At 74.4% G+C, this 21,537-nt stretch carries 18 protein-coding genes; 8 read left to right on the top strand and 10 right to left on the bottom strand.

What is annotated here, in order from left to right; genetic code table 11:
* Window positions 1–70: 70 nt before the first annotated feature.
* Window positions 71–991, top strand: coding sequence for a LysR family transcriptional regulator (locus tag BJ968_RS03785; RefSeq protein ID WP_179749345.1), 921 nt, complete (start codon window positions 71–73; stop codon window positions 989–991).
* Here BJ968_RS03785 and BJ968_RS03780 read toward each other — a convergent pair.
* From BJ968_RS03780 to BJ968_RS03760, 5 genes are all read right to left on the bottom strand, one after another.
* Window positions 934–1,707 carry a trans-aconitate 2-methyltransferase gene (locus BJ968_RS03780; protein WP_179749343.1) on the bottom strand — a complete coding sequence of 258 codons (774 nt, stop codon included), beginning with the start codon at window positions 1,705–1,707 and terminating at the stop codon, window positions 934–936. The two genes, BJ968_RS03785 and BJ968_RS03780, sit on opposite strands and share 58 nt — an antisense overlap.
* A 38-nt stretch (window positions 1,708–1,745) precedes the next feature.
* Entirely contained in the window at window positions 1,746–3,014 is a 1,269-nt protein-coding gene (locus tag BJ968_RS03775; protein WP_179756160.1) for an enolase C-terminal domain-like protein, read from the bottom strand.
* A 118-nt stretch (window positions 3,015–3,132) separates the two neighbouring features.
* The gene (locus tag BJ968_RS03770) at window positions 3,133–4,062 is read right to left on the bottom strand and encodes a 5-dehydro-4-deoxyglucarate dehydratase (protein WP_179749341.1); all 930 of its coding nucleotides are present in this window, start codon (window positions 4,060–4,062) and stop codon (window positions 3,133–3,135) included.
* 185 nt (window positions 4,063–4,247) lie between these two features.
* Window positions 4,248–5,252, bottom strand: coding sequence for an adenosine deaminase (locus tag BJ968_RS03765; RefSeq protein ID WP_179749339.1), 1,005 nt, complete (start codon window positions 5,250–5,252; stop codon window positions 4,248–4,250).
* Between the two features lie 49 nt (window positions 5,253–5,301).
* Window positions 5,302–6,567 carry a glucarate dehydratase family protein gene (locus BJ968_RS03760; RefSeq protein WP_179749337.1) on the bottom strand — a complete coding sequence of 422 codons (1,266 nt, stop codon included), beginning with the start codon at window positions 6,565–6,567 and terminating at the stop codon, window positions 5,302–5,304.
* 278 nt (window positions 6,568–6,845) lie between these two features.
* On the opposite strand from BJ968_RS03760, the gene leuA reads away from it, so the two are divergent.
* The 3 genes from leuA (at window position 6,846) to recO (ending at window position 11,189) form a co-directional block, all read left to right on the top strand.
* Window positions 6,846–8,573 (top strand): 2-isopropylmalate synthase, encoded by a 1,728-nt coding sequence (gene leuA / locus BJ968_RS03755; RefSeq protein WP_179749336.1) that lies wholly within the window; start codon window positions 6,846–6,848, stop codon window positions 8,571–8,573.
* Window positions 8,574–8,695: 122 nt separating this feature from the next.
* On the top strand, window positions 8,696–10,294 hold the full coding sequence (locus tag BJ968_RS26300) for a diguanylate cyclase (protein WP_179749334.1): 1,599 nt from the start codon (window positions 8,696–8,698) through the stop codon (window positions 10,292–10,294).
* A 115-nt stretch (window positions 10,295–10,409) separates the two neighbouring features.
* A complete protein-coding gene (recO, locus tag BJ968_RS03745) occupies window positions 10,410–11,189 on the top strand; it encodes a DNA repair protein RecO (RefSeq protein WP_179756158.1) in 780 nt (259 codons plus the stop codon).
* Window positions 11,190–11,196: 7 nt separating this feature from the next.
* On the opposite strand, the gene BJ968_RS03740 is transcribed toward recO, so the two are convergent.
* Window positions 11,197–11,766 carry a histidine phosphatase family protein gene (locus tag BJ968_RS03740; protein ID WP_179749332.1) on the bottom strand — a complete coding sequence of 190 codons (570 nt, stop codon included), beginning with the start codon at window positions 11,764–11,766 and terminating at the stop codon, window positions 11,197–11,199.
* 32 nt (window positions 11,767–11,798) lie between these two features.
* On the opposite strand from BJ968_RS03740, the gene BJ968_RS03735 reads away from it, so the two are divergent.
* Complete coding sequence (locus BJ968_RS03735) at window positions 11,799–12,629, top strand: isoprenyl transferase (protein ID WP_179749330.1); 831 nt, start codon at window positions 11,799–11,801, stop codon at window positions 12,627–12,629.
* A gap of 115 nt (window positions 12,630–12,744) precedes the next feature.
* On the opposite strand, the gene ppc is transcribed toward BJ968_RS03735, so the two are convergent.
* Window positions 12,745–15,582, bottom strand: coding sequence for a phosphoenolpyruvate carboxylase (gene ppc, locus BJ968_RS03730; protein ID WP_179749328.1), 2,838 nt, complete (start codon window positions 15,580–15,582; stop codon window positions 12,745–12,747).
* A gap of 179 nt (window positions 15,583–15,761) precedes the next feature.
* On the bottom strand, window positions 15,762–16,040 hold the full coding sequence (locus BJ968_RS03725) for an HU family DNA-binding protein (protein WP_179749326.1): 279 nt from the start codon (window positions 16,038–16,040) through the stop codon (window positions 15,762–15,764).
* 159 nt (window positions 16,041–16,199) lie between these two features.
* Here BJ968_RS03725 and BJ968_RS03720 point away from each other — a divergent pair, with 159 nt between their 5' ends.
* Window positions 16,200–17,246, top strand: a complete 1,047-nt coding sequence (locus tag BJ968_RS03720; RefSeq protein ID WP_179749324.1) for a GTP-binding protein — start codon at window positions 16,200–16,202, stop codon at window positions 17,244–17,246.
* 18 nt (window positions 17,247–17,264) lie between these two features.
* Here BJ968_RS03720 and BJ968_RS03715 read toward each other — a convergent pair whose 3' ends face one another.
* Window positions 17,265–17,666, bottom strand: coding sequence for a transcriptional repressor (locus BJ968_RS03715; RefSeq protein WP_179749322.1), 402 nt, complete (start codon window positions 17,664–17,666; stop codon window positions 17,265–17,267).
* Window positions 17,667–17,851: 185 nt separating this feature from the next.
* Between BJ968_RS03715 and BJ968_RS03710 the strand changes: the two genes are divergently transcribed.
* The gene (locus BJ968_RS03710) at window positions 17,852–19,234 is read left to right on the top strand and encodes a glycine--tRNA ligase (protein WP_179749320.1); all 1,383 of its coding nucleotides are present in this window, start codon (window positions 17,852–17,854) and stop codon (window positions 19,232–19,234) included.
* Window positions 19,235–19,316: 82 nt separating this feature from the next.
* Window positions 19,317–20,519, top strand: a complete 1,203-nt coding sequence (locus tag BJ968_RS03705; RefSeq protein WP_179749318.1) for a benzoate/H(+) symporter BenE family transporter — start codon at window positions 19,317–19,319, stop codon at window positions 20,517–20,519.
* Here BJ968_RS03705 and BJ968_RS03700 read toward each other — a convergent pair.
* A complete protein-coding gene (locus tag BJ968_RS03700) occupies window positions 20,503–21,531 on the bottom strand; it encodes a LacI family DNA-binding transcriptional regulator (RefSeq protein WP_218884757.1) in 1,029 nt (342 codons plus the stop codon). The two genes, BJ968_RS03705 and BJ968_RS03700, sit on opposite strands and share 17 nt — an antisense overlap.
* Window positions 21,532–21,537: the final 6 nt, after the last annotated feature.

Here is a 21,537-nt window from a genome sequence, read left to right as displayed (position 1 = left end):
CGAGCCTAGGAACCGGCACCGCAGAAGTCCAACAACTGATTCTTCTCCCGGGCAGAAGTACAGTTCATGGATGGACCTGCGCCAGATGCAGTACGTCGTCGCCCTCGCCGACGAGCGGCAGTTCACCCGCGCCGCCGCCCTCAGCGGCGTCTCGCAGTCGGGGCTGTCCGCCGCGATCCGCACCCTGGAGGACGAGCTGGGCACCGCGCTGTTCGACCGCAGCCCGCGGCAGGTGCGGCCCACCGACGCCGGGCTGGCCCTGCTGCCCTACGCCCGCACGATGCTCGCCCAGGCCACCGCGGCCCGCGACGCCGTCGTCCAGGCCACCCGCCGGCTGTCCGGGACGCTGCGGGTCGGCGCCGAGCAGTGCCTGGGGGTCGTCGACGTCTCCACCCTGCTGGAGCGGTTCCACCGGCGCTTCCCGCAGGTCGAGGTGCACTTCGAGCAGGCCGGCTCGCACGACCTGGTGGGCCGGGTGCGCGAGGGCGAGCTGGACCTCGCCTTCGTCGCCACCACCGAGCACCTCGGGTCGCTGCCCTCCACGGAGCTGGGCCGCGAACCGCTGGTGCTGCTCCTCCCGCCGGCCCACCCGCTGGCCGGGCGGGCCGTCGTGGACTGGGGCGAGCTGGCCGCCTCGCCGTTCATCGACTTCGTTCCCTCCTGGGGGGTGCGGCCCCTCACCGACGCCGCCTGCGCCGGGCACGGCGTGCACCGGCAGGTGCGGTTCAGCGTCGGCGACGTCCACGCCCTGCTCGACCTCGTCGGCCGTGGGCTCGGGGTCGCGGTCGTCCCGCGGCACGTCGCGGCCAAACCCGAGGCCGCCCGGCTGGCGGTCGTCGCGATGCCGGCCGACGCCCCCGACTGGGTCGTCTCGGTGGTGACCGCCTCGACGGGCTCGCCGGCCCCGCACCTGCTGGAACTGCTGGAGGTCGATCAGGCCGGGACGGTCGAGACGGCGAACGTCCGCAGGAACGGCAACGGCGTGCCGTAGTCGCGCGCCGGGTAGGCCTCGCGCAGCAGCGCGGCGTACTCGCGCTCGAACTCCGCCGCGCTGCCGGGGTCCAGGGCCTGCAGCACCGGGCGCAACCCCGTGCCGCGCACCCACTCCAGGACGGGGTCCTGCCCGGGCAGGACGTGCAGGTACTCGGTCTGCCACACGTCGGCGACCAGTCCCTGCCCGGCGAGCAGGTCGAGGTACTGCGCGGGGGAGGCCACCGACTCGGTCCCGCGCAGGACACCGGCCAGCCGGTGCCGCCACGGCGGGGACGCGGCCAGTTCGCGCATCAGCCGGTGGGAGGGGGCGTCGAAGTTCGAGGGGACCTGGAACGCCAGCCAGGCCCCGGGGGCCAGCTGGGAGGCCCAGCGCCGCAGCAGCTCCCGGTGGGTGGGCACCCACTGCAGCACCGCGTTGCAGACGACGACGTCGACCCCGCGCGCGTCGAACTCCTCGGCCGCCGCGACCGAGAACTCCACCCCCCGCCCGGCCGGGGCCTGCGCGACCATCTCGGGGGAGGAGTCCAGACCCCGCACGGTGGCGCGCGGCCACCGGCGGGCCAGGTCGAGCGTCAGCGTCCCCGGCCCGCAGCCCACGTCGACGACGACCGCGGGGTCCTGCGCCCCGACCCGGGCCAGCAGGTCGTGGAAGGGGCGGGCGCGGGGGGAGGCGAACCGGGCGTACTGGGCCGGGTCCCACGTCGGCGAGGTCACCGGCCCGACCCTACGCCGGGCCCCTCACGCCCGGCCCCTCACGCCCGGTCGAGCGCCGGCCGCTTCGGGTCGAACGTCCAGCCGGGGAGGAGGAACTGCATGGCGACCGCGTCGTCGCGCGCGCCGAGCCCCTCGCGCAGGTACAGCTCGTGGGCCCGGGCGAGCTGGTCCTCGTCGAGCTCCACCCCGAGGCCGGGCGTGGTGGGCACGTCGAGGAAACCGTCGCGGATCCGCAGCGGCTCCTTCGTGAGGCGCTGCCCGTCCTGCCAGATCCAGTGCGTGTCGATGGCGGTGACGTCCCCGGGGGCGGCCGCGGCGACGTGGGTGAACATGGCCAGGGAGACGTCGAAGTGGTTGTTCGAGTGCGAACCCCAGGTCAGCCCCCACGCGTCGCACAGCTGCGCGACCCGCACCGAGCCGGCCATCGTCCAGAAGTGCGGGTCGGCCAGCGGGATGTCGACGGCGTTCGTGCGGACCGCGTGCCCGAGCTGCCGCCAGTCGGTGGCGATCATGTTGGTCGCCGTGGTCAGCCCGGTGGCGCGCTTGAACTCGGCCATCACCTCCCGGCCGGAGTACCCGCCCTCTGCCCCGCACGGGTCCTCGGCGTAGGCCAGGACGTCGCGCAGGGCCCGGCCGTACCGCACGGCGTCGGCCAGCAGCCAGCCGCCGTTGGGGTCCAGGGTGATGCGGGCCTGCGGGAACCGCCGCGCCAGGGCCGTGACGACCTCGACCTCCTGCTCGCCCGGCAGGACCCCGCCCTTGAGCTTGAAGTCGGCGAACCCGTACCGGGCCTGGGCGGCCTCGGCCAACCGCACCACGGAGTCGGCGTCCAGGGCCGGTTCGTGCCGCAGCCGCTCCCAGTCGTCCCCGTCGGGTTCGCCGCGGTAGGCCAGGTCGGTGCGGTGGCGGTCACCGACGAAGAACAGGTACCCCAGCGCCTGGACGCGGTCGCGCTGGCGGCCCTCGCCCAGCAGGTCGGCGACGGGGACCTCCAGGAACTTGCCGAGCAGGTCCAGCAGCGCGGCCTCCAGGGCCGTCACGACGTGCACGGTGGTGCGCAGGTCGAACGTCTGCAGGCCCCGGCCGGCGGCGTCGCGGCCGGCGAAGGTGCGCTGGACCCGTTGCAGCAGCGTGCGGTACCGGGCGACGGGTTCCCCGGTGAGCAGCCGGCCCGCCTCCTCCAGGGTCCGCCGGATGGCCTCCCCGCCGGGGACCTCCCCGACGCCGGTCCGCCCGTCGGAGTCGGTGAGGACGACGACGTTGCGGGTGAAGAACGGGGCGTGCGCGCCGGAGAGGTTCAGCAGCATGTCGTCGTGCCCGGCGACGGGCACGACGCGGACGCCGACGACGACGGGGGTGTCGCTCACGAGCCCTCCCGCAGGTCCGCCGGCGGCAGCCCGGCGGTGGACCGTTCCCCCGTGGGGTTCACGCCCGCACCACCTTCTTCACGAGGTCGGTGAGCTCGGTGAGCTCACCGGCGGTGAGGTCGGTCAGCGGCGGGCGGACGGGCCCGGCGGGCCGGCCGGCGGCGGTCATCCCGGCCTTGACGATGGAGACGGGGTACCCGGCGGCGCGGTCGCGGATCTCCAGGTAGGGCAGGACGAACTCGCGCAACCGGTCGTACACGCCGTCGCGGTCGCGGGCCACGACGCGGTCGTAGAACTCCTTGGCCCACTCGGGGGCGAAGTTGAAGATGGCCGAGGAGTAGGTGGTGGCTCCCAGTTCCAGGTACGGCAGGGCGTACGTCTCGGCGGTGGGCAGGCCGCCGACGTAGACGAGGCGGTCGCCGTGGGTGGCGTGCAGGGTGGCGAGCAGGTCGATGTCGCAGACGCCGTCCTTGAAGCCGACGAGGTTGTCGAACTCCCCGACGAGGCGGGCCACGGTGCGGGCGGTGAACCGCATGTTGGCGCGGTGGTAGACGACGACCCCGAGCGAGGTGGCGCGGCAGACGGCGGCGACGTGCGCGTACAGCCCGTCCTGGGTGATCTCGTTGAGGTAGGGGGGCAGCAGGAACACGCCGTCGGCGCCGGCGGCCTCGACCTCGCGGGCCATGGCGACGGCCGTGGCGGTGCCGTACCCGGCGGGCCCGACGACGGGGCTGGCGCCCGCGTTGGCCTCGACGGTGGCGCGGACGACGCGGAACACCTCGTCGTGGGTGAGGGCGGGGAACTCCCCGGTCCCCCCGGCGGCGAACAGGCCCGCGGCGCCGAACCCGGACAGGTGGCTCACGTGGTCGCGGTACCCGGCCTCGTCGAAGGACAGGTCGGGGTGGGTGTGGGTGACCGGGAACGACAGCAGCCCCGAGCCCAGGGCCCGGCGCAGGTCGTCGGGGGCGTAGCTGCTGCGGCTGCTCATGGGGGCTCCGGGGTCTGGGCGGGCGGCGGTGCCTACGGCGGACCTCACGGTAACAGTTCTGCTCACGAGTGGGAACAGCGTCCACATCCGTAGACAGTGCTGGGGTGCGGGGGGTTCGGATCGTTGTGACAACGCTCGCGATGACCGCGAGCGCTGTCACAACGATCCGAACCCCCCGCGGCCCCTCAGCGGCGCGCGGCCAGCCAATCCTCGATCTCGCCCCGCAGGTCGGCCTTGCGCTGCGGGCTCGCGAAGGAGCCGTCGACGGCGTTGCGGGCCAGCAGGGCCGCGGTCGCGTCGTCCAGCCCCTGCGCCGCGGCGACGGCGTCGAAGGTGTCGCCCACGTACCCGCCGAAGTACGCCGGGTCGTCGGAGTGCAGGCTGACCTTCAGGCCCGCCGCGAGCATCGCCGGCAGCGGGTGCTCGGCCAGGTCCTGCACGACCCGCAGCCGCAGGTTCGACAGCGGGCACACCGTCAGCGGGACCTCCTCGCGCACGAGGCGGGCGACGAGGTCGGGGTCGTCCAGGCAGCGCACGCCGTGGTCGACGCGCTCGACGCCGAGGGCGTCCAGGGCCTCGGCGACCGAGGAGGCGGGCGCCTCCTCCCCGGCGTGGGCGACGCGGCGCAGGCCCAGCTCGGCGGCGCGGGCGAAGACCCCGGCGAACGGGCCGGGCGGGAAACCCACCTCGGCGGAGTCCAGGCCGACGCCGAGCAGGACGTCGAGCCGGGTCCGCGCCTCCTCCAGGGTCCGGGCGGCCTCGTCGACGGGGCGGTCGCGCAGGAAGCACAGGATGAGCCCCCCGGTGATCCCCAGCTCGGTGCCCGCGCGGGTCAGGGCGTCGTGCAGGCCGTCGACGACGTCGGTGAACGCGACCCCGCGGCTCGTGTGCGCCTGCGGGTCGAAGAACACCTCGACGTGGCGCAACCCCTGCGCCGCAGAGCGTTCCAGGTACGCCCACAGCAGGTCGTGGAAGTCCCGGCGGGTCCGCAGGACGGCCGTCGTGGCGTAGTAAAGGTCCAGGAACGACTGCAGGTCGGTGAAGTCGTAGGCGGCCCGCAACTCCTCCTCGGAGGCGAACGGCAGGCTCACCCCGTTGCGGCGGGCGAGGGTGAAGGCCAGTTCGGGTTCCAGCGTCCCCTCGGCGTGCAGGTGGAGCTCGACCTTGGGCAGCGCAGCGTACGTCGACACGCCGCCATGGTGGCACCCCGCGCGCCGGTCCCCGTTCCCCCCGAGGCGGTCACCAGTGCGCCGAGCGCGGGCTGAACCCGGCGTCGAACCGGCGCATGTACCCGGTGTCGTCGCGCTCGCGGACGTCGGTGCGCAGGTACTGCTCGTGCAGGCGGCCCAGGGCGTCCCGGTCGAGCTCGACCCCCAGGCCGGGGGTGGTCGGGACCTCCACGGCCCCGCCGGAGAACCGCAGGACGCCGGGCACGACGACGTCGTCCTCGGGGCGCTTCCACGGCCAGTGCGTGTCGCACGCGTAGTCGAGGTTCGGGGTGGCGGCGGCGAGGTGGGTCATGGCCGCCAGGCTGATGCCCAGGTGGGAGTTGGAGTGCATGGACAACCCCTTGCCGAACACCTCGCAGATCCGGGCGAGGTCCTGCGAGCGGCGCAGGCCGCCCCAGAAGTGGTGGTCGGACAGGACGACCTGGACGGCGTCGGCCGCGATCGCCGGGGGCAGGTGGCCGAAGGCGACGACGCACATGTTGGTGGCCAGCGGCACGTCCGTCCGCGCCGCCACGGCCGCCATGCCCTCGATGCCGGGGGTGGGGTCCTCCAGGTACTCCAGGACCCCTTCGAGCTCCTCGGCCACCCGGACCGAGGTCTCCACGGTCCACGCGCCGTTGGGGTCCAGGCGCAGGGGCAGGCCGGGGAACTCCGCGCGCAGCGCGCGGATCGCCTCGACCTCCTGCGCGGGCGGGAACGCGCCGCCCTTGAGCTTGACCGCCGTGAATCCGAACTCGTCGACCATGCGGCGGACCTGGGCGACGACCCCCGCGGGGTCCAGCGCCGCGCCCCACTCGTCGTCGGGTTCCCCGGGGTGCCCGGCCCACTTGTGGAAGGCGTAGGCGCTGTAGGCGACCTCGTCGCGCACGGCTCCGCCGAGCAGGTCGCTGACGGGCCGGCCGACGAGCCTGCCCTGCACGTCGAGGGCGGCGACCTCGAAGGGGGAGAACACGCGGTCGGCGGTGTTCGAGGTCGTGATCTGCAGCCCCATGCCGTGCCCGCCGGCGGTGTCGGCGGGCAGCGACGCGGAGACCTCGCGGGCCAGGGCGTGCAGGTCGAAGACGTCGACGCCGGCCAGCCGCGCGGCCGCCGCGCGCAGCCGGTCGAGGTGGGCCGCGTCGCCGTAGCTCTCGCCCAGGCCGCTGAACCCGTCCTCGGTGTGCAGTTCGACGACGCTGCGTAGGGCGAAGGGTTCGTGGACGCCGACGTTGTTCAGGAGGGGCAGGTCGCGGAAGGCGACGGGCGTGATCTCGACGTGCGTGATCCGGCTGGGCATGTCCGTCCTTCGTCGTCGGCAGGCGGTTCCAGCATCGTGCCACATGTCCACATCTGCGGACAATGCTCGCGGACGTAGCGACCGCGGCCTCCCGTCCCGGTCGCGGTGGGGCCGCTCGAGTGTCGCCCGCCCGAGGCGGAGGGGTACGGTGGTCCCGTGGCTCGTCTGGAGAACCTCCTCCTTCGTCGCCGCGGCGGGGCCAGCTAGGCCGGTCTCCCCGTCGCGGGACCTCGTCGTGCGCGCCGGCCGCCACACCGCCCCGCCCCTGAGGAGATGACGTGCGCAACACCCAGACGCCCAGCCCCATGCCGTTCGGCAAGTACACGCCGTTCCACGAGCAGATCACCGTCGACCTGCCCGACCGCACCTGGCCCACCAAGCGCATCGAGAAGGCCCCGCGCTGGTGCGCGGTGGACCTGCGCGACGGCAACCAGGCCCTCATCGACCCGATGAACGCCGAGCGCAAGCTGCGGATGTTCAACCTGCTCGTGCAGATGGGCTACAAGGACATCGAGGTCGGTTTCCCCTCGGCGTCGCAGACCGACTTCGACTTCGTCCGCACCCTGGTCGAGAACGACCTCATCCCCGACGACGTCCGGATCCAGGTCCTGACCCAGGCCCGCGAGCACCTCATCGAGCGCACCTACGAGTCGCTGCGCGGGGCGAAGCAGGCCATCGTCCACCTGTACAACTCCACCTCGGTGCTGCAGCGGCGCGTCGTGTTCAACAGCGACGAGGACGGCATCGTCGACCTGGCCCTGCAGGGCGCGCGGCTGTGCCGCAAGTTCGAGGAGACCATCCCCGGGACGACGGTCTACTACGAGTACTCCCCGGAGTCCTACACCGGCACCGAGCTGGAGTTCGCGGCCCGCATCTGCAACGCCGTCGTCGAGGTCTTCGAACCCACCGCCGAGCGCAACGTCATCGTCAACCTGCCCGCCACGGTCGAGATGACGACCCCGAACGTCTACGCCGACTCCATCGAGTGGATGTCGCGGCACCTGAACCACCGCGAGCACGTCATCCTCTCGCTGCACCCGCACAACGACCGCGGGACCGGTGTCGCGGCCGCCGAGCTGGGCTACCTGGCCGGCGCCGACCGCATCGAGGGCTGCCTGTTCGGCAACGGCGAGCGCACCGGCAACGTCGACCTCGTCACGCTGGGCATGAACCTGTTCAGCCAGGGCATCGACCCGCAGATCGACTTCTCCGACATCGACCACGTCCGCCGCACCGTCGAGCACTGCAACCAGCTGCCCGTCGGCGAGCGCGTCCCCTACGGCGGGGACCTGGTCTTCACGGCGTTCTCCGGCTCGCACCAGGACGCCATCAAGAAGGGGCTGGAGGCGATGGAGCGGGACGCGGCCGCCGCCGGCAAGACCGTCGACGAGATCCCGTGGGCCGTGCCGTACCTGCCGATCGACCCCAAGGACGTCGGCCGCTCCTACGAGGCCGTCATCCGCGTCAACTCCCAGTCCGGCAAGGGCGGGGTCGCGTACCTGCTGAAGGCCGAGCACCAGCTCGACCTGCCGCGCCGGCTGCAGATCGAGTTCTCCCGCGTCATCCAGGAGCGCACCGACGCCCAGGGCGGGGAGGTCTCGGCGAAGCAGATCTTCGAGGTCTTCTCCGACGAGTACCTGCCCTCGCCGACGGGGACGCCGGAGTGGGGCCGCTTCGCGCTGCGCGGCACCCGCTCGGTCAGCGTCGCGGGCGGGGCCGACACCCTGGAGGTCGACCTCTACGACGGTGGGGAGACCACCACCGTGCAGGGCACCGGCAACGGCCCCATCGCCGCGTTCTGCGCCGCGCTGCACGGCCAGGGCGCCGACGTCCGCGTCCTCGACTACGCCGAGCACGCCCTGTCCGCCGGCGGTGACGCCCTCGCGGCGGCCTACGTCGAGTGCGCCGTCGACGGCCGGGTGCTGTGGGGCGTGGGCATCGACCACAACATCACGACGGCCTCGCTCAAGGCGATCGTCTCGGCCGTGAACCGCGCCCTGCGCTGAGCCGGGCGACCGGGCCCCGCCCCGTGGTCCCGCGCGCTGCGGCGCGCGGGGCCGCGGGGCGTCGTCGTCCTCGGGGTCCGGTGCCCAACGGGCGCACGAACCGTTAAGATCAGTCACCTCGTGTGATCGACACGCCGGAGCTGGACGAAGGGGACGCGGTGGGCACCGAGCTGGAACCACTCAGCCCCTTCGGACCCTTCGACGCCCTGGCCGAGTGGTCGCACAAGCTCTACCTCGACGGCTACGGCGAGCGCGCCATCGCCGTCAGCCGCCAGGCCCTCGCCTTCGTCGAGGCCGCCCGCGACGAGCGCACCGCCCGCTACCTGCAGTTCATCTGCGGCGTCGCCCTCCACCAGCTCGGCCGCGCCGCCGAGGCCAGCGAGGAGGCCGGCCGCCTCCTGCGCCGCCTCGGCCCCGGCACCGACCCCGTCTGGCGCGCCAAGGCCCTGGCGCTGCTGGCCGAGTCCCGCGTCGACCTCGGCATGACGGCCCTGGCCATGGACCACCTCGCCGAGGGCAAGCTCATCGTCTCCGCCCAGCGCATCCGCACCTACGACCACCTCTCGGCGACCATGTCGGTGGCGCTCGCCCTCAACGCGCTCGCCCTGTTCGAACCAGCCGACGAGCTCATGGTCCAGATGCTCGCCCTGACCTTCCCGCCCGCCCGGGTCCGCCTCAACGTCGCCCAGGAAGCCGCCGTCCTGCAGACCGCCTGGGGCTCGATGCTGGAGGTCGCCGGGCGCGCCGCCGAGGCCTGGCCGCACTACACCGAGGCCCTCTCGCGCACCGCCCGCATGCGCGCCCTGGCCGCCGAGGCCGACTACCCCGAGATGCGCGCCCGGGCCGAGGCCATCGAGGCGTTCGTCCTGCACCGCACCGGCCACGAAGGGCTGGGCCTGGCCCGGCTGCGGCCCGCGATGGACGCCTTCCGCCTGCGCGAGGAGCTGGCCGAGACCCAGATCGCGCGCATCGCCCTGGCCCTGGCCACCTCCGACGCCGGGGACCAGGACACCGCCGCCGAGCTGCTCGCCGCCGTCCAGCGCGTCTCCTCCGCGACCCAGCTCGACGTGTGGGGGCTCACGGCGCTGGCCGTGCGCGCCCGCAACGCCGTCCAGCGCGACGGCCGCAGCGACGCCGCCGACGCCCTCGAGCAGCTCGCCCAGGTGTCCCTGGCCCGGCTGTGGGAGGACCGCGAGAGCCGCTTCGAGGCCCTGCAGGACCGCATCCGCCAGCGGGAGATGGCCGAGCAGCACGAGCGCATCGGCCGCGCCTCCCTCGTCGACCCCATGACCGGGCTCGGCAACCGCCGCCGGCTCCAGCAGGTCCTCGAACGGCCCGACCAGCGCTTCGCCGCCGTGCTGCTCGACATCGACCGGTTCCGGACCGTCAACGACGAGCACGGCCAGGAGATCGGCGACGCGGTCCTGCGGCGCACCGCCGACCTCGTGCAGCGCAACGTCGGCGACGGCGACGTCGTCGTGCGCTACGGCGCCGACGAGTTCGTCGTCCTGGTCCCCGGCGGCTTCGGGGCGGCCGCCACGGCCGAGCGCCTCCTGGAGGTCGTCCGCAAGGAACCGTGGCTGGAGATCTCCCTCGGGCTGCGGATCACGGTCTCGGTCGGCCTGGCCGGGCCGGCCCCGGCCGCCGAGGCGCTGGCCGCCGCCGACCTCGCGGCCGCCGAGGCCAAGCGCGCCGGCCGCGACCGGCTCGTCACCGCCTGACGAGCCCCCGCCGCGCCCGCCCCGGCGCGCGCGGGCGGGCGGTGTCGGTGCCGCCACCTACAGTGGAACGGTGCCGGGTGGTTCGCGGGGTTCAGGTGGGTCCAGGGGTTCGAGCATCGGCGGGGCCAAGAGCTACCGCGACGAGGCCGTCGTCCTGCGCACCACCAAGCTGGGGGAGGCCGACCGCATCGTCTCCCTCCTGACGCGCCACCACGGCCGCGTCCGCGCCGTCGCCAAGGGCGTGCGGCGCACCTCCTCCCGCTTCGGGGCGCGGTTGGAGCCGTTCACGTGCGTCGACGTGCAGCTGCACCGCGGACGGTCCCTGGACACCGTCACCCAGGTCGACGTGCTGGCCCCCTACGGGCAGGTGCTGGCCGCCGACTACGGCCTCTACACCGTCGGGCACGCCCTGGTGGAGACGGCCGAGCGCTTCACCGAGGTCGAGCGGGAGAACGCCACCCAGCAGTACCTGCTGCTCGTCGGGGCGCTGCGCACCCTGTCCCGGCGCGAGCACGACGCCCCCCTGGTCCTCGACGCGTTCCTGCTGCGGTCCCTGGCGATCGCCGGGTACGCCGCCAGCTTCGCCGACTGCGCCCGGTGCGGGGCCCCCGGACCGCACACCGCCTTCAACGTCGCCGCCGGGGGAGCGGTGTGCTCCGCGTGCCGCCCGCCCGGCTCGGCCGCCCCGGACCCGCAGACCCTGGAACTGCTCGCCGCGCTGCTCACGGGGGACTGGCAGGTGGCCCGCGACGCCGAGGAGCGCTGCCGCCGGGAGGGCAGCGGGCTCGTCGCGGCGTTCCTGCAGTGGCACCTCGAACGCGGGATCCGCTCCCTGCGGCACGTCGAGCGCGACGACACCCCCGTGCTCGTCCCCGCGCACGTCCCCGTGCGCTGAACCGGTCTCAGGCCCGCTGCGGTTCCCGGGCCAGCCGCCAGTTCGCGCCCGCGCCCTCGACGACGACGGACGTCGCGTTCGCCATCCGCGGCAGCTCCACCCCCGCCAGGCCCTCGACGGTCGCGCGCAGGAACGTGCCGTGCGCGACGACGACCAGCGGCGCGTCGCCGTGCGCGGTGCGCAGCCGGCGCAGGGCCGCGGACCCGCGGGCGACGAGTTCCTCCCACGGTTCCTGACCGGGCCGCTCCCCGCCGGGGAAGCGCACGCGCAGTTCCGCGGCGGTCCCGCCCTCGGCCTCGCCGAAGCGCCGCTCGACGAGGTCGTCGTGCGCCGGCAGGAGTTCCAGGCCGAGCTCGGCGGCGATGATGCGCGCGGTCTCGCGGGCCCGGGACAACGGCGAGGACGTGATGGCCGCCCACCCCTGGCCGGCCAGCTGCTCGGCCAGGGCCTGCGCCTGGGCCCGGCCGGTGTCGTTGAGCGGGATGTCGGTGCGGCCCTGCAGCCGGCCGTCGCGGTTCCAGTCGGTCTCGCCGTGACGGACCAGTGCCGTGAGGGGGAGGGTCGCGTGGGGGTGCACGGGCCCATCGTCTCACCTGGCACCCTGGGCGGGTGCCAGGACTCCGCCGCACCAGCAGCCGTACCGCCACCCCGGCAACCCCCCGCGAGGTCGTCGCGCCGCCGCCGCACCCCTCCGGCGCCCGGCCGCCGCAGCTGCCCGCCGAACTGGTCCCGCGGCACGTCGCGATCGTCATGGACGGCAACGGCCGCTGGGCCAACCAGCGGGGCCTGTCGCGCGTCGAGGGGCACAAGATGGGCGAGGCCTCGCTGCTCGACGTCGTCGCCGGGGCCGTCGAGATCGGCGTGGGGCACGTGTCGGCGTACGCGTTCTCCACCGAGAACTGGAAGCGCAGCCCCGAGGAGGTGAGGTTCCTCATGGGGTTCAACCGCGACGTCATCCGCCGCCGCCGTGACGTCATGAACTCCTGGGGGGTCCGCGTCCGCTGGGCCGGGCGCCGTCCCCGCCTGTGGCGCAGCGTGATCGCCGAACTGGAGGCGGCCGAGGAACTGACCCGGGAGAACACCGTCTGCACGCTGACGATGTGCGTGAACTACGGCGGCCGCGCCGAGATCGCCGACGCCGCCCGCGCCCTGGCCCAGGACGTCGCCGCGGGGAAGGTGAACCCGGACCGCATCGACGAGACGGTCCTCGCGCGCTACCTCGACGAACCCGACATGCCCGACGTCGACCTGTTCTGGCGGTCCTCCGGGGAGCAGCGGACGTCGGGTTTCCTGCCCTGGCAGTCCACGTACGCGGAGATGGTGTTCTCCGACGTGCTGTGGCCCGACGTGGACCGCCGGGCGCTGTGGGCCGCGATCGAGACCTACGCCACGCGCAACCGCCGGTACGGGGGCGCCGCGGACACCCCCCGCACCACCTGAACGCAGCCGACCCGCTGGTGATCAAGCACAACACGTACTCGGTCGGCTGCGGTTCGCGCCTGGGTGTTGTGCTCGATCACCAGCGGGTCGGCCTGCGGCCTCACACCGCTGCGCCTCAGCCGGTGTTGCGCATCCCGGCGGCGATCCCGTTGATCGTCAGCAGCAGCGCGCGGCGCAGCGCGGGGTCGACGTCGTCGCCGCTGGCGCGCGAGCGGGCGAGCAGGGAGACCTGCAGGGCGTGCAGCGGGGCCAGGTAGGCGTCGCGCAGTTCCAGCGTCCGCTTCAGGACGGGGGCGGACTCCAGGAGCTCGTCCTGACCGGTCAGCCACAGGACCTGCTCGAGCGTGGTGGCGTGCTCGGCGCGGATGACGTCGAACGTCGCACGCGCGTCGGCGGAGACGAGCTCCTCGACGTAGTGCGCGGCGATGCCCAGGTCCGTCTTGGCCAGGGTCATCTGCACGTTGGACACGAAGCTGCGGAAGAAGTTCCAGTTCGCGAACATCTCGCGCAGGTCGTCGCCGTGCCCGGCCTCCCGGGCGGCCTGGAGGCCGGAGCCCACGCCGAACCAGCCGGGGACGTTGATGCGGCTCTGCGTCCAGCCGAACACCCACGGGATGGCCCGCAGGTCCTCCAGGCCGCCGAGCCCGCCGGGGCGGCGGGCCGGGCGCGAACCGATGTTGAGGTTGCCCAGTTCCTCGACGGGGGTGGCCGAGACGAAGAACGCCACCAGGCCCGGGTCCCGGACCAGCGCCCGGTAGGCCTCCTGGCCCTTGGCGGCCACGACGGACATGGTCTCGTCCCAGCCGTCGAGGATCTCCCCGGACTGCAACGGCGTGCGGTGCAGGGTGGACGCTTCGAGCGCGGCGGACAGCGCGACCTCGAGGTTGTGCCGGGCCAGCCGGGGCTGGACGTACTTGTCGGAGATCACCTCACCCTGCTCGGTGACCTTGATCGGGCCGTCCAGCGTCCCGTACGGCTGGGCCAGGATCGCCTCGCCGGTGGGGCCACCGCCGCGGCCGACCGAACCCCCGCGGCCGTGGAACAGGCGCAGGGTCACGCCGTGGCGGGCGGCGACGTCGCGCAGCGCGCGCTGGGCGCGGTGGATCTGCCAGCGGGAGGCGGCGATCCCGGCGTCCTTGGAGGAGTCGGAGTAGCCGAGCATGATCTCCTGCACGTCGCCGCGGGCGGCGACGACGCGGCGGTAGGAGGGGTCCGACAGCAGCCCCTCCAGGAGCTCCTCCGCGTTCTCCAGCTCGGTGACGGTCTCGAACAGCGGGGCGAACCCGATGCGCGCCACGTCGCTGGCGCCCGGGGTCTGCGCCAGGTCCACCAGACCGACCTCGCGGGCCAGGACCACGACGGCGAACAGGTCGTCGATGCCCTTGGTCATGGACACGATGTACGTCTCGATGACGTCGTCGCCGTAGCGGTCCAGCGAGGTGCGGATCGTCGAGAACAGCTCCACGACCTTGGCCGGGGTGCCCGTGAGGGTCTGCGCGGCGGCGCCGATGAGCGGGCGGTGACCGGTCAGCTCCTTGGACAGCAGCTTCGTGCGCGCGGACCGGTCGAGGTCGGCGTAGGGGGTGATGAGCTCGCCCAGGCGGTCGTAGATCGCGGCCAGCGCGGCGTGGTGCTTGCCGGCGTCCTCGCGCACGTCCAGGGTGGCCAGGCTGAACCCGACGGCGCGGACCACGCGCAGCAGGCGGGCCACGGCCCCGTCGGCGACGAGCTCGCCGTCGTTGGCGCGCAGCGAGTCCTGCAGCATCCGGATGTCGGCGGTGTACTCCTCGACCGAGGAGTAGTCGCGGCCGGGCACGTGGTCGGTGCCGCTGTGCCAGCGGGCGCGGGTGCCCTCGAGGCGGGCCAGCACGTAGGACAGCTTGAAGCGGTAGGGCTCCTCGCCGTTGAGGTGGGCGCGGGCGGCGCGGACCTCGGGCAGGGCCTGCGCGTCGGCCTCCAGCGAGGCCAGGAGCTCCTCGGAGACCCCGACGATCTGGGTGGAGGCGGCGAGCTCGGTCATGAGGTCGCGCGTGGCGGCGGTCAGGACGTCGAGCGCGGCGTCGTGCTGCATGGCCAGGACCTCGGCCGTCACCTCGGGGGTGACGTTGGGGTTGCCGTCGCGGTCACCGCCGACCCAGTTGCCGAACCGCAGCGGCTGGGCGCCCGCGGGCAGTTCCAGGCCCAGGTCGGCCAGGCCCACGGCGAGGTCCTCCAGCAGGTCCGGCAGGACCGTGGAGGTGAGGTTGCGCAGGTAGTGCAGCGCCGAGCGGGCCTCGTCGGTGGGCCGGGGGCGCAGGACCCGCAGCTCGTCGGTCTGCCACAGCTCGTCGACCAGCTCGGCGAGGCGGCGCTGGCCGCGGGCGGCGTCCAGCGGGCGCACCGCGGGGTCCTCGGACGCCTCGACGATGCCCGTGATGCGCAGCAGCAGGTCCAGCACCGAGCGGCGGCTGGACTCGGTGGGGTGGGCGGTGAAGACGGGGCGCAGCTGCAGGCGGCCCAGGATCTGCTGGGCGGTGCCGTGGTCCAGGTCACCGGCCGCCAGCGCCTCGCCGAGGCGTTCGAACGTGCCGTCGAGGCCGCCGGTGGTGGCCCGGGACAGCTCCAGCCCGCGGTGCACCTGCTCGGAGGCGTTGGCGAGCTGGAAGTAGGCCGTGAAGGCCCGGGCCAGGACGATCGCGGTGGCGTCGTCGACGCCCGACAGCAGCTTGGCCAGCTCGGCGCCGTCGTCGGGACGGCGGGCCAGGGCGCGGACCTGCTCGACGAGGTCGAGCAGCTCGCGGCCCTCGTGACGGGTCAGGGACTCGCCCAGGAGCTCACCGAGCTTGCGGACCGAGGCCCGCAGGGCGGCGTGGCCCTCGTCGGAGGACACCCCGTCCACCGTCAGCACGTCCCGGGACGTGCGGACGGGTGCTTGCTCGGGGGTCCTTCGACCCTCGTCGGTCGGTGCGCTCATGCGACGCCTCGCCTCCCTGCCGGGTGCCCGGGGGTCGACGCTGACTCCGTGTGCACGTGGTGACTGCCTGCTTGCCGTGTCGATTGTCACAGCACCCCTCACGAGCGAGCGGCGGGGGCAGTCTGGCGTGTCCGCCCCCCGATGGGGAAGCGGAGGGGGAGGCGGGGCGCCGCGGGGCGTCAGCTGCCGTTCGCGGCGGCCTTCAGCTTCGACCCGGCGGTCAGCTTGGCGCCGAAGGAGGCGGCGATCTCCATGGTCTCGCCGGTGCGCGGGTTGCGGCCGGTGCGGGCGGCGCGCTCGACGCGCTCGACGGTCAGCAGGCCGGGCAGCTTGACGGTCTCGCCCTGGGCGACGGCCTCGACGAGGACGTCGCCGAAGGCGCTGAGCAGGGAATCGGCGTCGGACTGCGTCAGGCCGGCGCGCTGGGCGACGGCGGTGACGAGTTCGGAGCGGTTCACGGTTTCTCCCGGTGTGTCGTGGACGGTGGCGGGGGTTGACGTTACCTGTGGTCACCGGTCGTGCTCGGCACGTGGCGCCACCCGGGGCGCGTCGGGCGTCTGCTAGCGTCCCCTACCTGAGAACCGTTCTCGACAACGATCCTCGATGAGGAGTGCCGCGTGCCGCTTCCCGTGACCCTGCTGACCTCGATGGACCCCGTGCTGCGCGACAGCGCCACCGCCGCCGCGCTGTGGGGCGAGCCCGGCACCGGGCTGCTGCGCTACGACCTGCACGACGACGGCCTGCACCGGCTCGTCAGCGAGTTCGGCCGCGTCCTGGAGGACGTCCGGGTCCCCCTGGAGCACACGTGCTTGGGCTGCGCCCTGCGCGAGGACGTCCTGCCCACGGTCGCCGCCGCCGCCCGCGGCGGGCGCTTCACCCGGCTCGTGCTCGCCCTGCCCGCCGCCGCCGAACCGCTCGCGGCCCTGCAGGCGCTCGCCCTGGGCCACGACGGCGCGGACGCCCTGGCCGACCTCGTGAGCGTCGGCGGCGTCGTCGCCGTCACCCACGGCCCGACCCTGCTGGAGGACCTGCTCGGCGACGAGCTGCTGCCCGGCTCCGAGCGCGCGGTGGGGGAGGTGCTGGCCCACCAGCTCGACGAGGCCGACCTCGTCCTCGTCGACGGCGACCTGCCCCGGCGCTCCGCGGTGCTGCTCGACCACGTCACCGCCCCCGGCAGCGTCGTGGCCGACCTGCTCGCCGCCGACGCCGCCGACCTGCTCGCCACCCGCCGGGCCCCGACGCCGGACCCGTTGCGGCGCAGCGACCCGCGCGCCGCGCGGCCCAGCGGGGCCGACGACCGGCTCGGCGTCTTCACGCTGGACCTGCGGGCCGGCTCGGCGCTGCACCCCCGGCGGCTGCTCGAGGAGGTCGAGGCCGTCGGCGCCGGCCGGCTGCGGGCCCGCGGGGTGTTCTGGGTGCCCTCGCGGCCCGGGGTCGTGTGCGCCTGGGACGGGGCCGGCGGTCAGGTCAGCATCGGCACCGCGGGGGAGTGGGACGCCCGGCGCGGGGAACGCCCGCACACCCGGCTCGTCGTCACCGGCGTCGACGCCGGCGACGCCGAGCGGGTCAGCGCCGCGTTCGGGCGGATCCTGGCCACCCCCGCCGAGAGCGCGGCCTGGACCGCGCCGCACGACGGCCTCGAACCGTGGCTCGGGGACCGCTGAGCGCGGCCGGGCAGGGCCTCAGGCCCGGGCGGAGCACTCCGCGCAGACGCCGAAGACCTCCACGACGTGCTGGACGGCCGTGAAGCCGTGCTCGGCGCCCACGCGCCGGGCCCACGTCTCCACCTGCGGACCCTCGACCTCGACCGTCGCGCCGCAGCGCCGGCACACGAGGTGGTGGTGGTGGCCCGTGCTGCACCGCCGGTACACGGCCTCGCCGCCGTCGTCGGTGCGCAGGACGTCGACGTCGCCGTCCTGCGCCAGGACCTGCAGGGCGCGGTAGACCGTCGCCAGCCCCACGTTCTCGCCGCGCTCGCGCAGCCGGGCGTGCAGGTCCTGGGCCGAGAGGAAGGCGTCGGCCTCGTCGAGGACGGCGGAGACGGCCGAGCGCTGCTTCGTGGACCGACGGGCGGGCGCCGACACGGGTCCTCGTCCTCCTCGTGCTCGTCGTGCCCGGACGGCACCGGGCGGTCAGGACACCCTACGTCGTCGCCCGGTCGGCGGCAGGCCGCGGGCGCCGCTGCTCGCTCAGCGCGTAACCTCGTGCCGGTGCCCGCCGACCCCGAGCGGGCGCACCGCCGACACCCAGCCGGACAGGAGACCCCAGCGTGGCCGCATCCCGCCTCGACGCCGTCATCAACCTCGCCAAGCGCCGAGGTTTCGTGTTCCCGTCGGGGGAGATCTACGGCGGGACCCGCTCCGCCTGGGACTACGGCCCCCTCGGCGTGGAGCTGAAGGAGAACATCAAGCGCCAGTGGTGGCGGACCATGGTCTCCACCCGCGACGACGTCGTGGGCCTGGACTCCGCCGTCATCCTGCCCCGCCGCGTGTGGGAGGCCTCCGGCCACGTCGCCGTCTTCACCGACCCCCTGGTGGAGTCGCTGCAGACGCACAAGCGCTACCGCGCCGACCACCTCCTGGAGGCCTACGAGGCCAAGCACGGCCACCCGCCGGTCAACGGCCTGGCCGACGTGCCCGACCCCGACACCGGCGTGCGCGGGCAGTGGACCGAGCCCAAGGACTTCTCGGGCCTCATGAAGACCTACCTCGGCGCCGTCGACAACGAGGAGGGGCTGCACTACCTGCGCCCCGAGACCGCCCAGGGCATCTTCGTGAACTTCGCCAACGTCATGGGCTCGGCCCGCAAGAAGCCGCCGTTCGGCATCGGCCAGATCGGCAAGAGCTTCCGCAACGAGATCACCCCCGGCAACTTCATCTTCCGCACCCGCGAGTTCGAGCAGATGGAGATGGAGTTCTTCGTCGAGCCCGGCACCGACGAGCAGTGGCACCAGTACTGGCTCGACGAGCGCATGTCCTGGTACACCGGCCTGGGCATCGACCCGGGCAACCTGCGCTTCTACGAGCACGCGCAGGAGAAGCTGTCGCACTACTCCAAGCGGACCGTCGACATCGAGTACCGCTTCGGGTTCCAGGGGTCGGAGTGGGGCGAGCTGGAGGGCATCGCCAACCGCACCGACTACGACCTGTCGACGCACTCCAAGGAGTCCGGCGTCGACCTGTCCTACTTCGACCAGACCAAGGGCGAGCGCTGGGTGCCCTACGTCATCGAACCCGCGGCCGGCCTGACGCGCTCCCTCATGGCCTTCCTCGTCGACGCCTACACCGAGGACGAGGCGCCCAACACCAAGGGCGGCGTGGACAAGCGCACCGTCCTGCGCCTGGACCACCGCCTCGCGCCCGTCAAGGCCGCGGTGTTCCCGCTCTCGCGCAACGAGCAGCTGTCCCCCAAGGCCAAGGACCTCGCCGCGGAGCTGCGCAAGCACTGGAACGTGGAGTTCGACGACGCCGGCGCCATCGGCCGCCGCTACCGCCGGCACGACGAGGTCGGCACGCCGTACTGCATCACGGTCGACTTCGACACCCTCGAGGACCAGGCCGTGACCATCCGCGAGCGCGACACCATGGCCCAGGAACGCGTCGGCCTGTCCCAGGTCACGCAGTGGCTGGGGTCGCGCCTGCTCGGCGCCTGAGGGTCCCCGCCCACCCGCCCGCCCCGCCCGCCCCGCCCCGGCGGGACGGGCGGGGCCCGCGCCGGTGGTTGGATCGGGGCCCGTGGACCACCGCCCCAGCAGGCACCGCCGACCCGGCGGGCTCACCCGGCCCGTCTCGGCCGGTGCCGTCGCCGCCGTCACCGGCTTCGCCTCCTCCTTCGTCCTGGTGCTCGCCGGGTTCACCGCCGTCGGCGCGAGCCCGCGGCAGGCCGCCTCCGGGCTGCTCGCGCTGTGCCTGGCCCAGTGCGCCGTGGCGTGCCTGCTGTCGTGGCGGACGCGGCTGCCGCTGTCGTTCGTGTGGTCCACCCCCGGGGCCGCGCTCCTCGTCGCCGCGCAGGGGCGGACCGGGTCGATCGAGGCCGCCGTCGGGGCCTTCCTCCTGTGCGCCCTGCTCGTCGTCGTCACCGGCGCCTGGCCCGCGCTGGCCCGGCTCGTGCGGCGCGTCCCCACCCCCGTGGCCGGGGCGCTGCTGGCCGGGGTGCTGTTCCCCCTGTGCCTGGCCCCCGTCACCGCCGTCGGCGCCCGGCCCCTCGCGGCCGCGTGCGTCGTCCTCGTCTGGCTCGCGCTGCGCCGGCTGGCCCCCGCCGCCGCGGTGCCCGCCGCGATGGTCCTCGCCCTCGGGTTCACCGTCGCCGGGCTGCCCGGACCGGCCTCGCTGCCGTGGACCCCGCACCTGGTCCCCGTCGTCCCCGCCCTCGACCCCTTCGTCCTGGTCTCCCTCGGGGTCCCGCTGTACGTCGTGACCATGGCCGGGCAGAACATCCCCGGGTTCACCATCCTGGAGACCCTGGGCTACCGCGACGTCCCCACCGGCCGGGTCCTGCTCGGCGCGGGCCTGGGCAGCGGCGCCGCGGCCCTGTTCGGCGGGCACGCCGTGAACCTGTCCGCCCTGGCCGCCGGCATCATCGCCGGCCCCGGTGCCGGCCGCGACCCCTCCCGCCGCTGGATCGCGGCGCTCGCCGGCGGCGCGGGCTACCTGCTGCTGGGGCTGCTGGCCGCACCCATCGCCGCCCTCGTGGGGGACACCGACCCCGTCCTCGTCGAAGCCGTCGCCGGCCTGGCCCTGCTGGACTCCTTCGTCGGCGGCCTCGTCTCCGCGCTCGCCGACGCCGCCCACCGCCTCACCGCGGGCCTGACGTTCGCCGTGGTCGCCTCCGGCCTCACCTTCGCCGGCGTCGGCAGCGCGTTCTGGGGCCTGGTCGCCGGCCTGGCCGTCTTCGCGTGGACCTCCCGGCCCGCGGCACCCCTCACGGCACGGGGGTGAGGAGCTCCCCGCGGTCGTGGCGGACCGGCCCGGCACAGCCGCAGGAGGCGCGGTGCCGGAAGGTGGGGCGGATGCGTTCGCGGCGGGGGGCGGCGGGGGCCGTGCCGGCCAGGCGCTCGAGGATCATCGTGACGGCGCGGGTCGCCATCGCGGGCACGTCCTGGTGGATCGCGGTCAGGGGCGGGTCGACGAGGTCGGCCCACTCGGGGTCGTCGTAGCAGACGAGGGCGACGTCGTCCGGGATGCGCAGGCGCAGGGTCCGCAGGGCGCGCAGCGCCCCGACGGTCATGGAGTTGTTGCCCACGACGACGGCGGTGGGGTGGCCGGGGGAGGCGAACGCCGACAGGACGGCGGCCTCGGCCACGGGGGTCTCGCTGCGGCCGTCGAGCACCACGCCGTCCAGGCCCCGCTCGCGGACGACGCGGTGGAACCCGGCGGTGCGCTCGGACGTGGAGCTGAGCCCGGCCAGGCCGGCCACGAACGCCACGGACGTGTGCCCGGCGTCGGCGAGGTGGGCGGTGAGCAGGGCCGTCGCGTCGGTGTTCTCGGGCGCGACCTGGTCGAAGACGCAGTCGGCGAAGCGGTCCAGCAGGACGGTGGGGATCCCCGCGCGGGCCAGGAAGGGCAGGGCCTCGTCGACGGCGTGCACGGAGGGGGCCAGGAGCAGCCCGTCGACGCGGCGGTCGGCGAGCTCGTGGACGGCGCGCAGCTCCTGCGCGGGGTCGTCGTGGGTGTCGGCCAGGACGAGGGAGTAGCCGGCGCGCCGGGCGGTGGACTCGATGGAGGTCACCAGGTCGGCGAAGTGCGGGTTGGAGACGAACCGGCTGGCCAGGCCCAGGGTCGTCGTGGAGGAGCGGGCCAGAGACCGCGCCAGGGTGTTCTGCCGGTAGCCGGTGCGGGCGACCGCGTCGAGCACGGCCTCCCGGGTGGGTCCGCTGACGGTCCGGGTGCCGTTGAGCACGTGCGAGACCGTCGACGCGTTCACCCCCGCCAGCCGCGCCACGTCCGCCATCGTCAC

Source organism: Kineococcus aurantiacus (assembly GCF_013409345.1).
Taxonomy (GTDB): domain Bacteria; phylum Actinomycetota; class Actinomycetes; order Actinomycetales; family Kineococcaceae; genus Kineococcus; species Kineococcus aurantiacus.
The sequence above is the reverse complement of the archived record's forward strand: the minus strand, read 5'-3'. Positions and strand labels throughout refer to the sequence as shown.

What these genes read in the sequence shown, in the direction of transcription:
- BJ968_RS03785 (WP_179749345.1), top strand. Translation starts at nt 71, where the DNA reads ATGGACCTGCGCCAGATGCAGTACGTCGTCGCCCTCGCCGACGAGCGG.
- BJ968_RS03775 (WP_179756160.1), bottom strand. Translation starts at nt 3,014, where the DNA reads ATGCTGCTGAACCTCTCCGGCGCGCACGCCCCGTTCTTCACCCGCAAC.
- BJ968_RS03770 (WP_179749341.1), bottom strand. Translation starts at nt 4,062, where the DNA reads ATGAGCAGCCGCAGCAGCTACGCCCCCGACGACCTGCGCCGGGCCCTG.
- BJ968_RS03760 (WP_179749337.1), bottom strand. Translation starts at nt 6,567, where the DNA reads ATGCCCAGCCGGATCACGCACGTCGAGATCACGCCCGTCGCCTTCCGC.
- ppc (WP_179749328.1), bottom strand. Translation starts at nt 15,582, where the DNA reads ATGAGCGCACCGACCGACGAGGGTCGAAGGACCCCCGAGCAAGCACCC.
- BJ968_RS03700 (WP_218884757.1), bottom strand. Translation starts at nt 21,531, where the DNA reads ATGGCGGACGTGGCGCGGCTGGCGGGGGTGAACGCGTCGACGGTCTCG.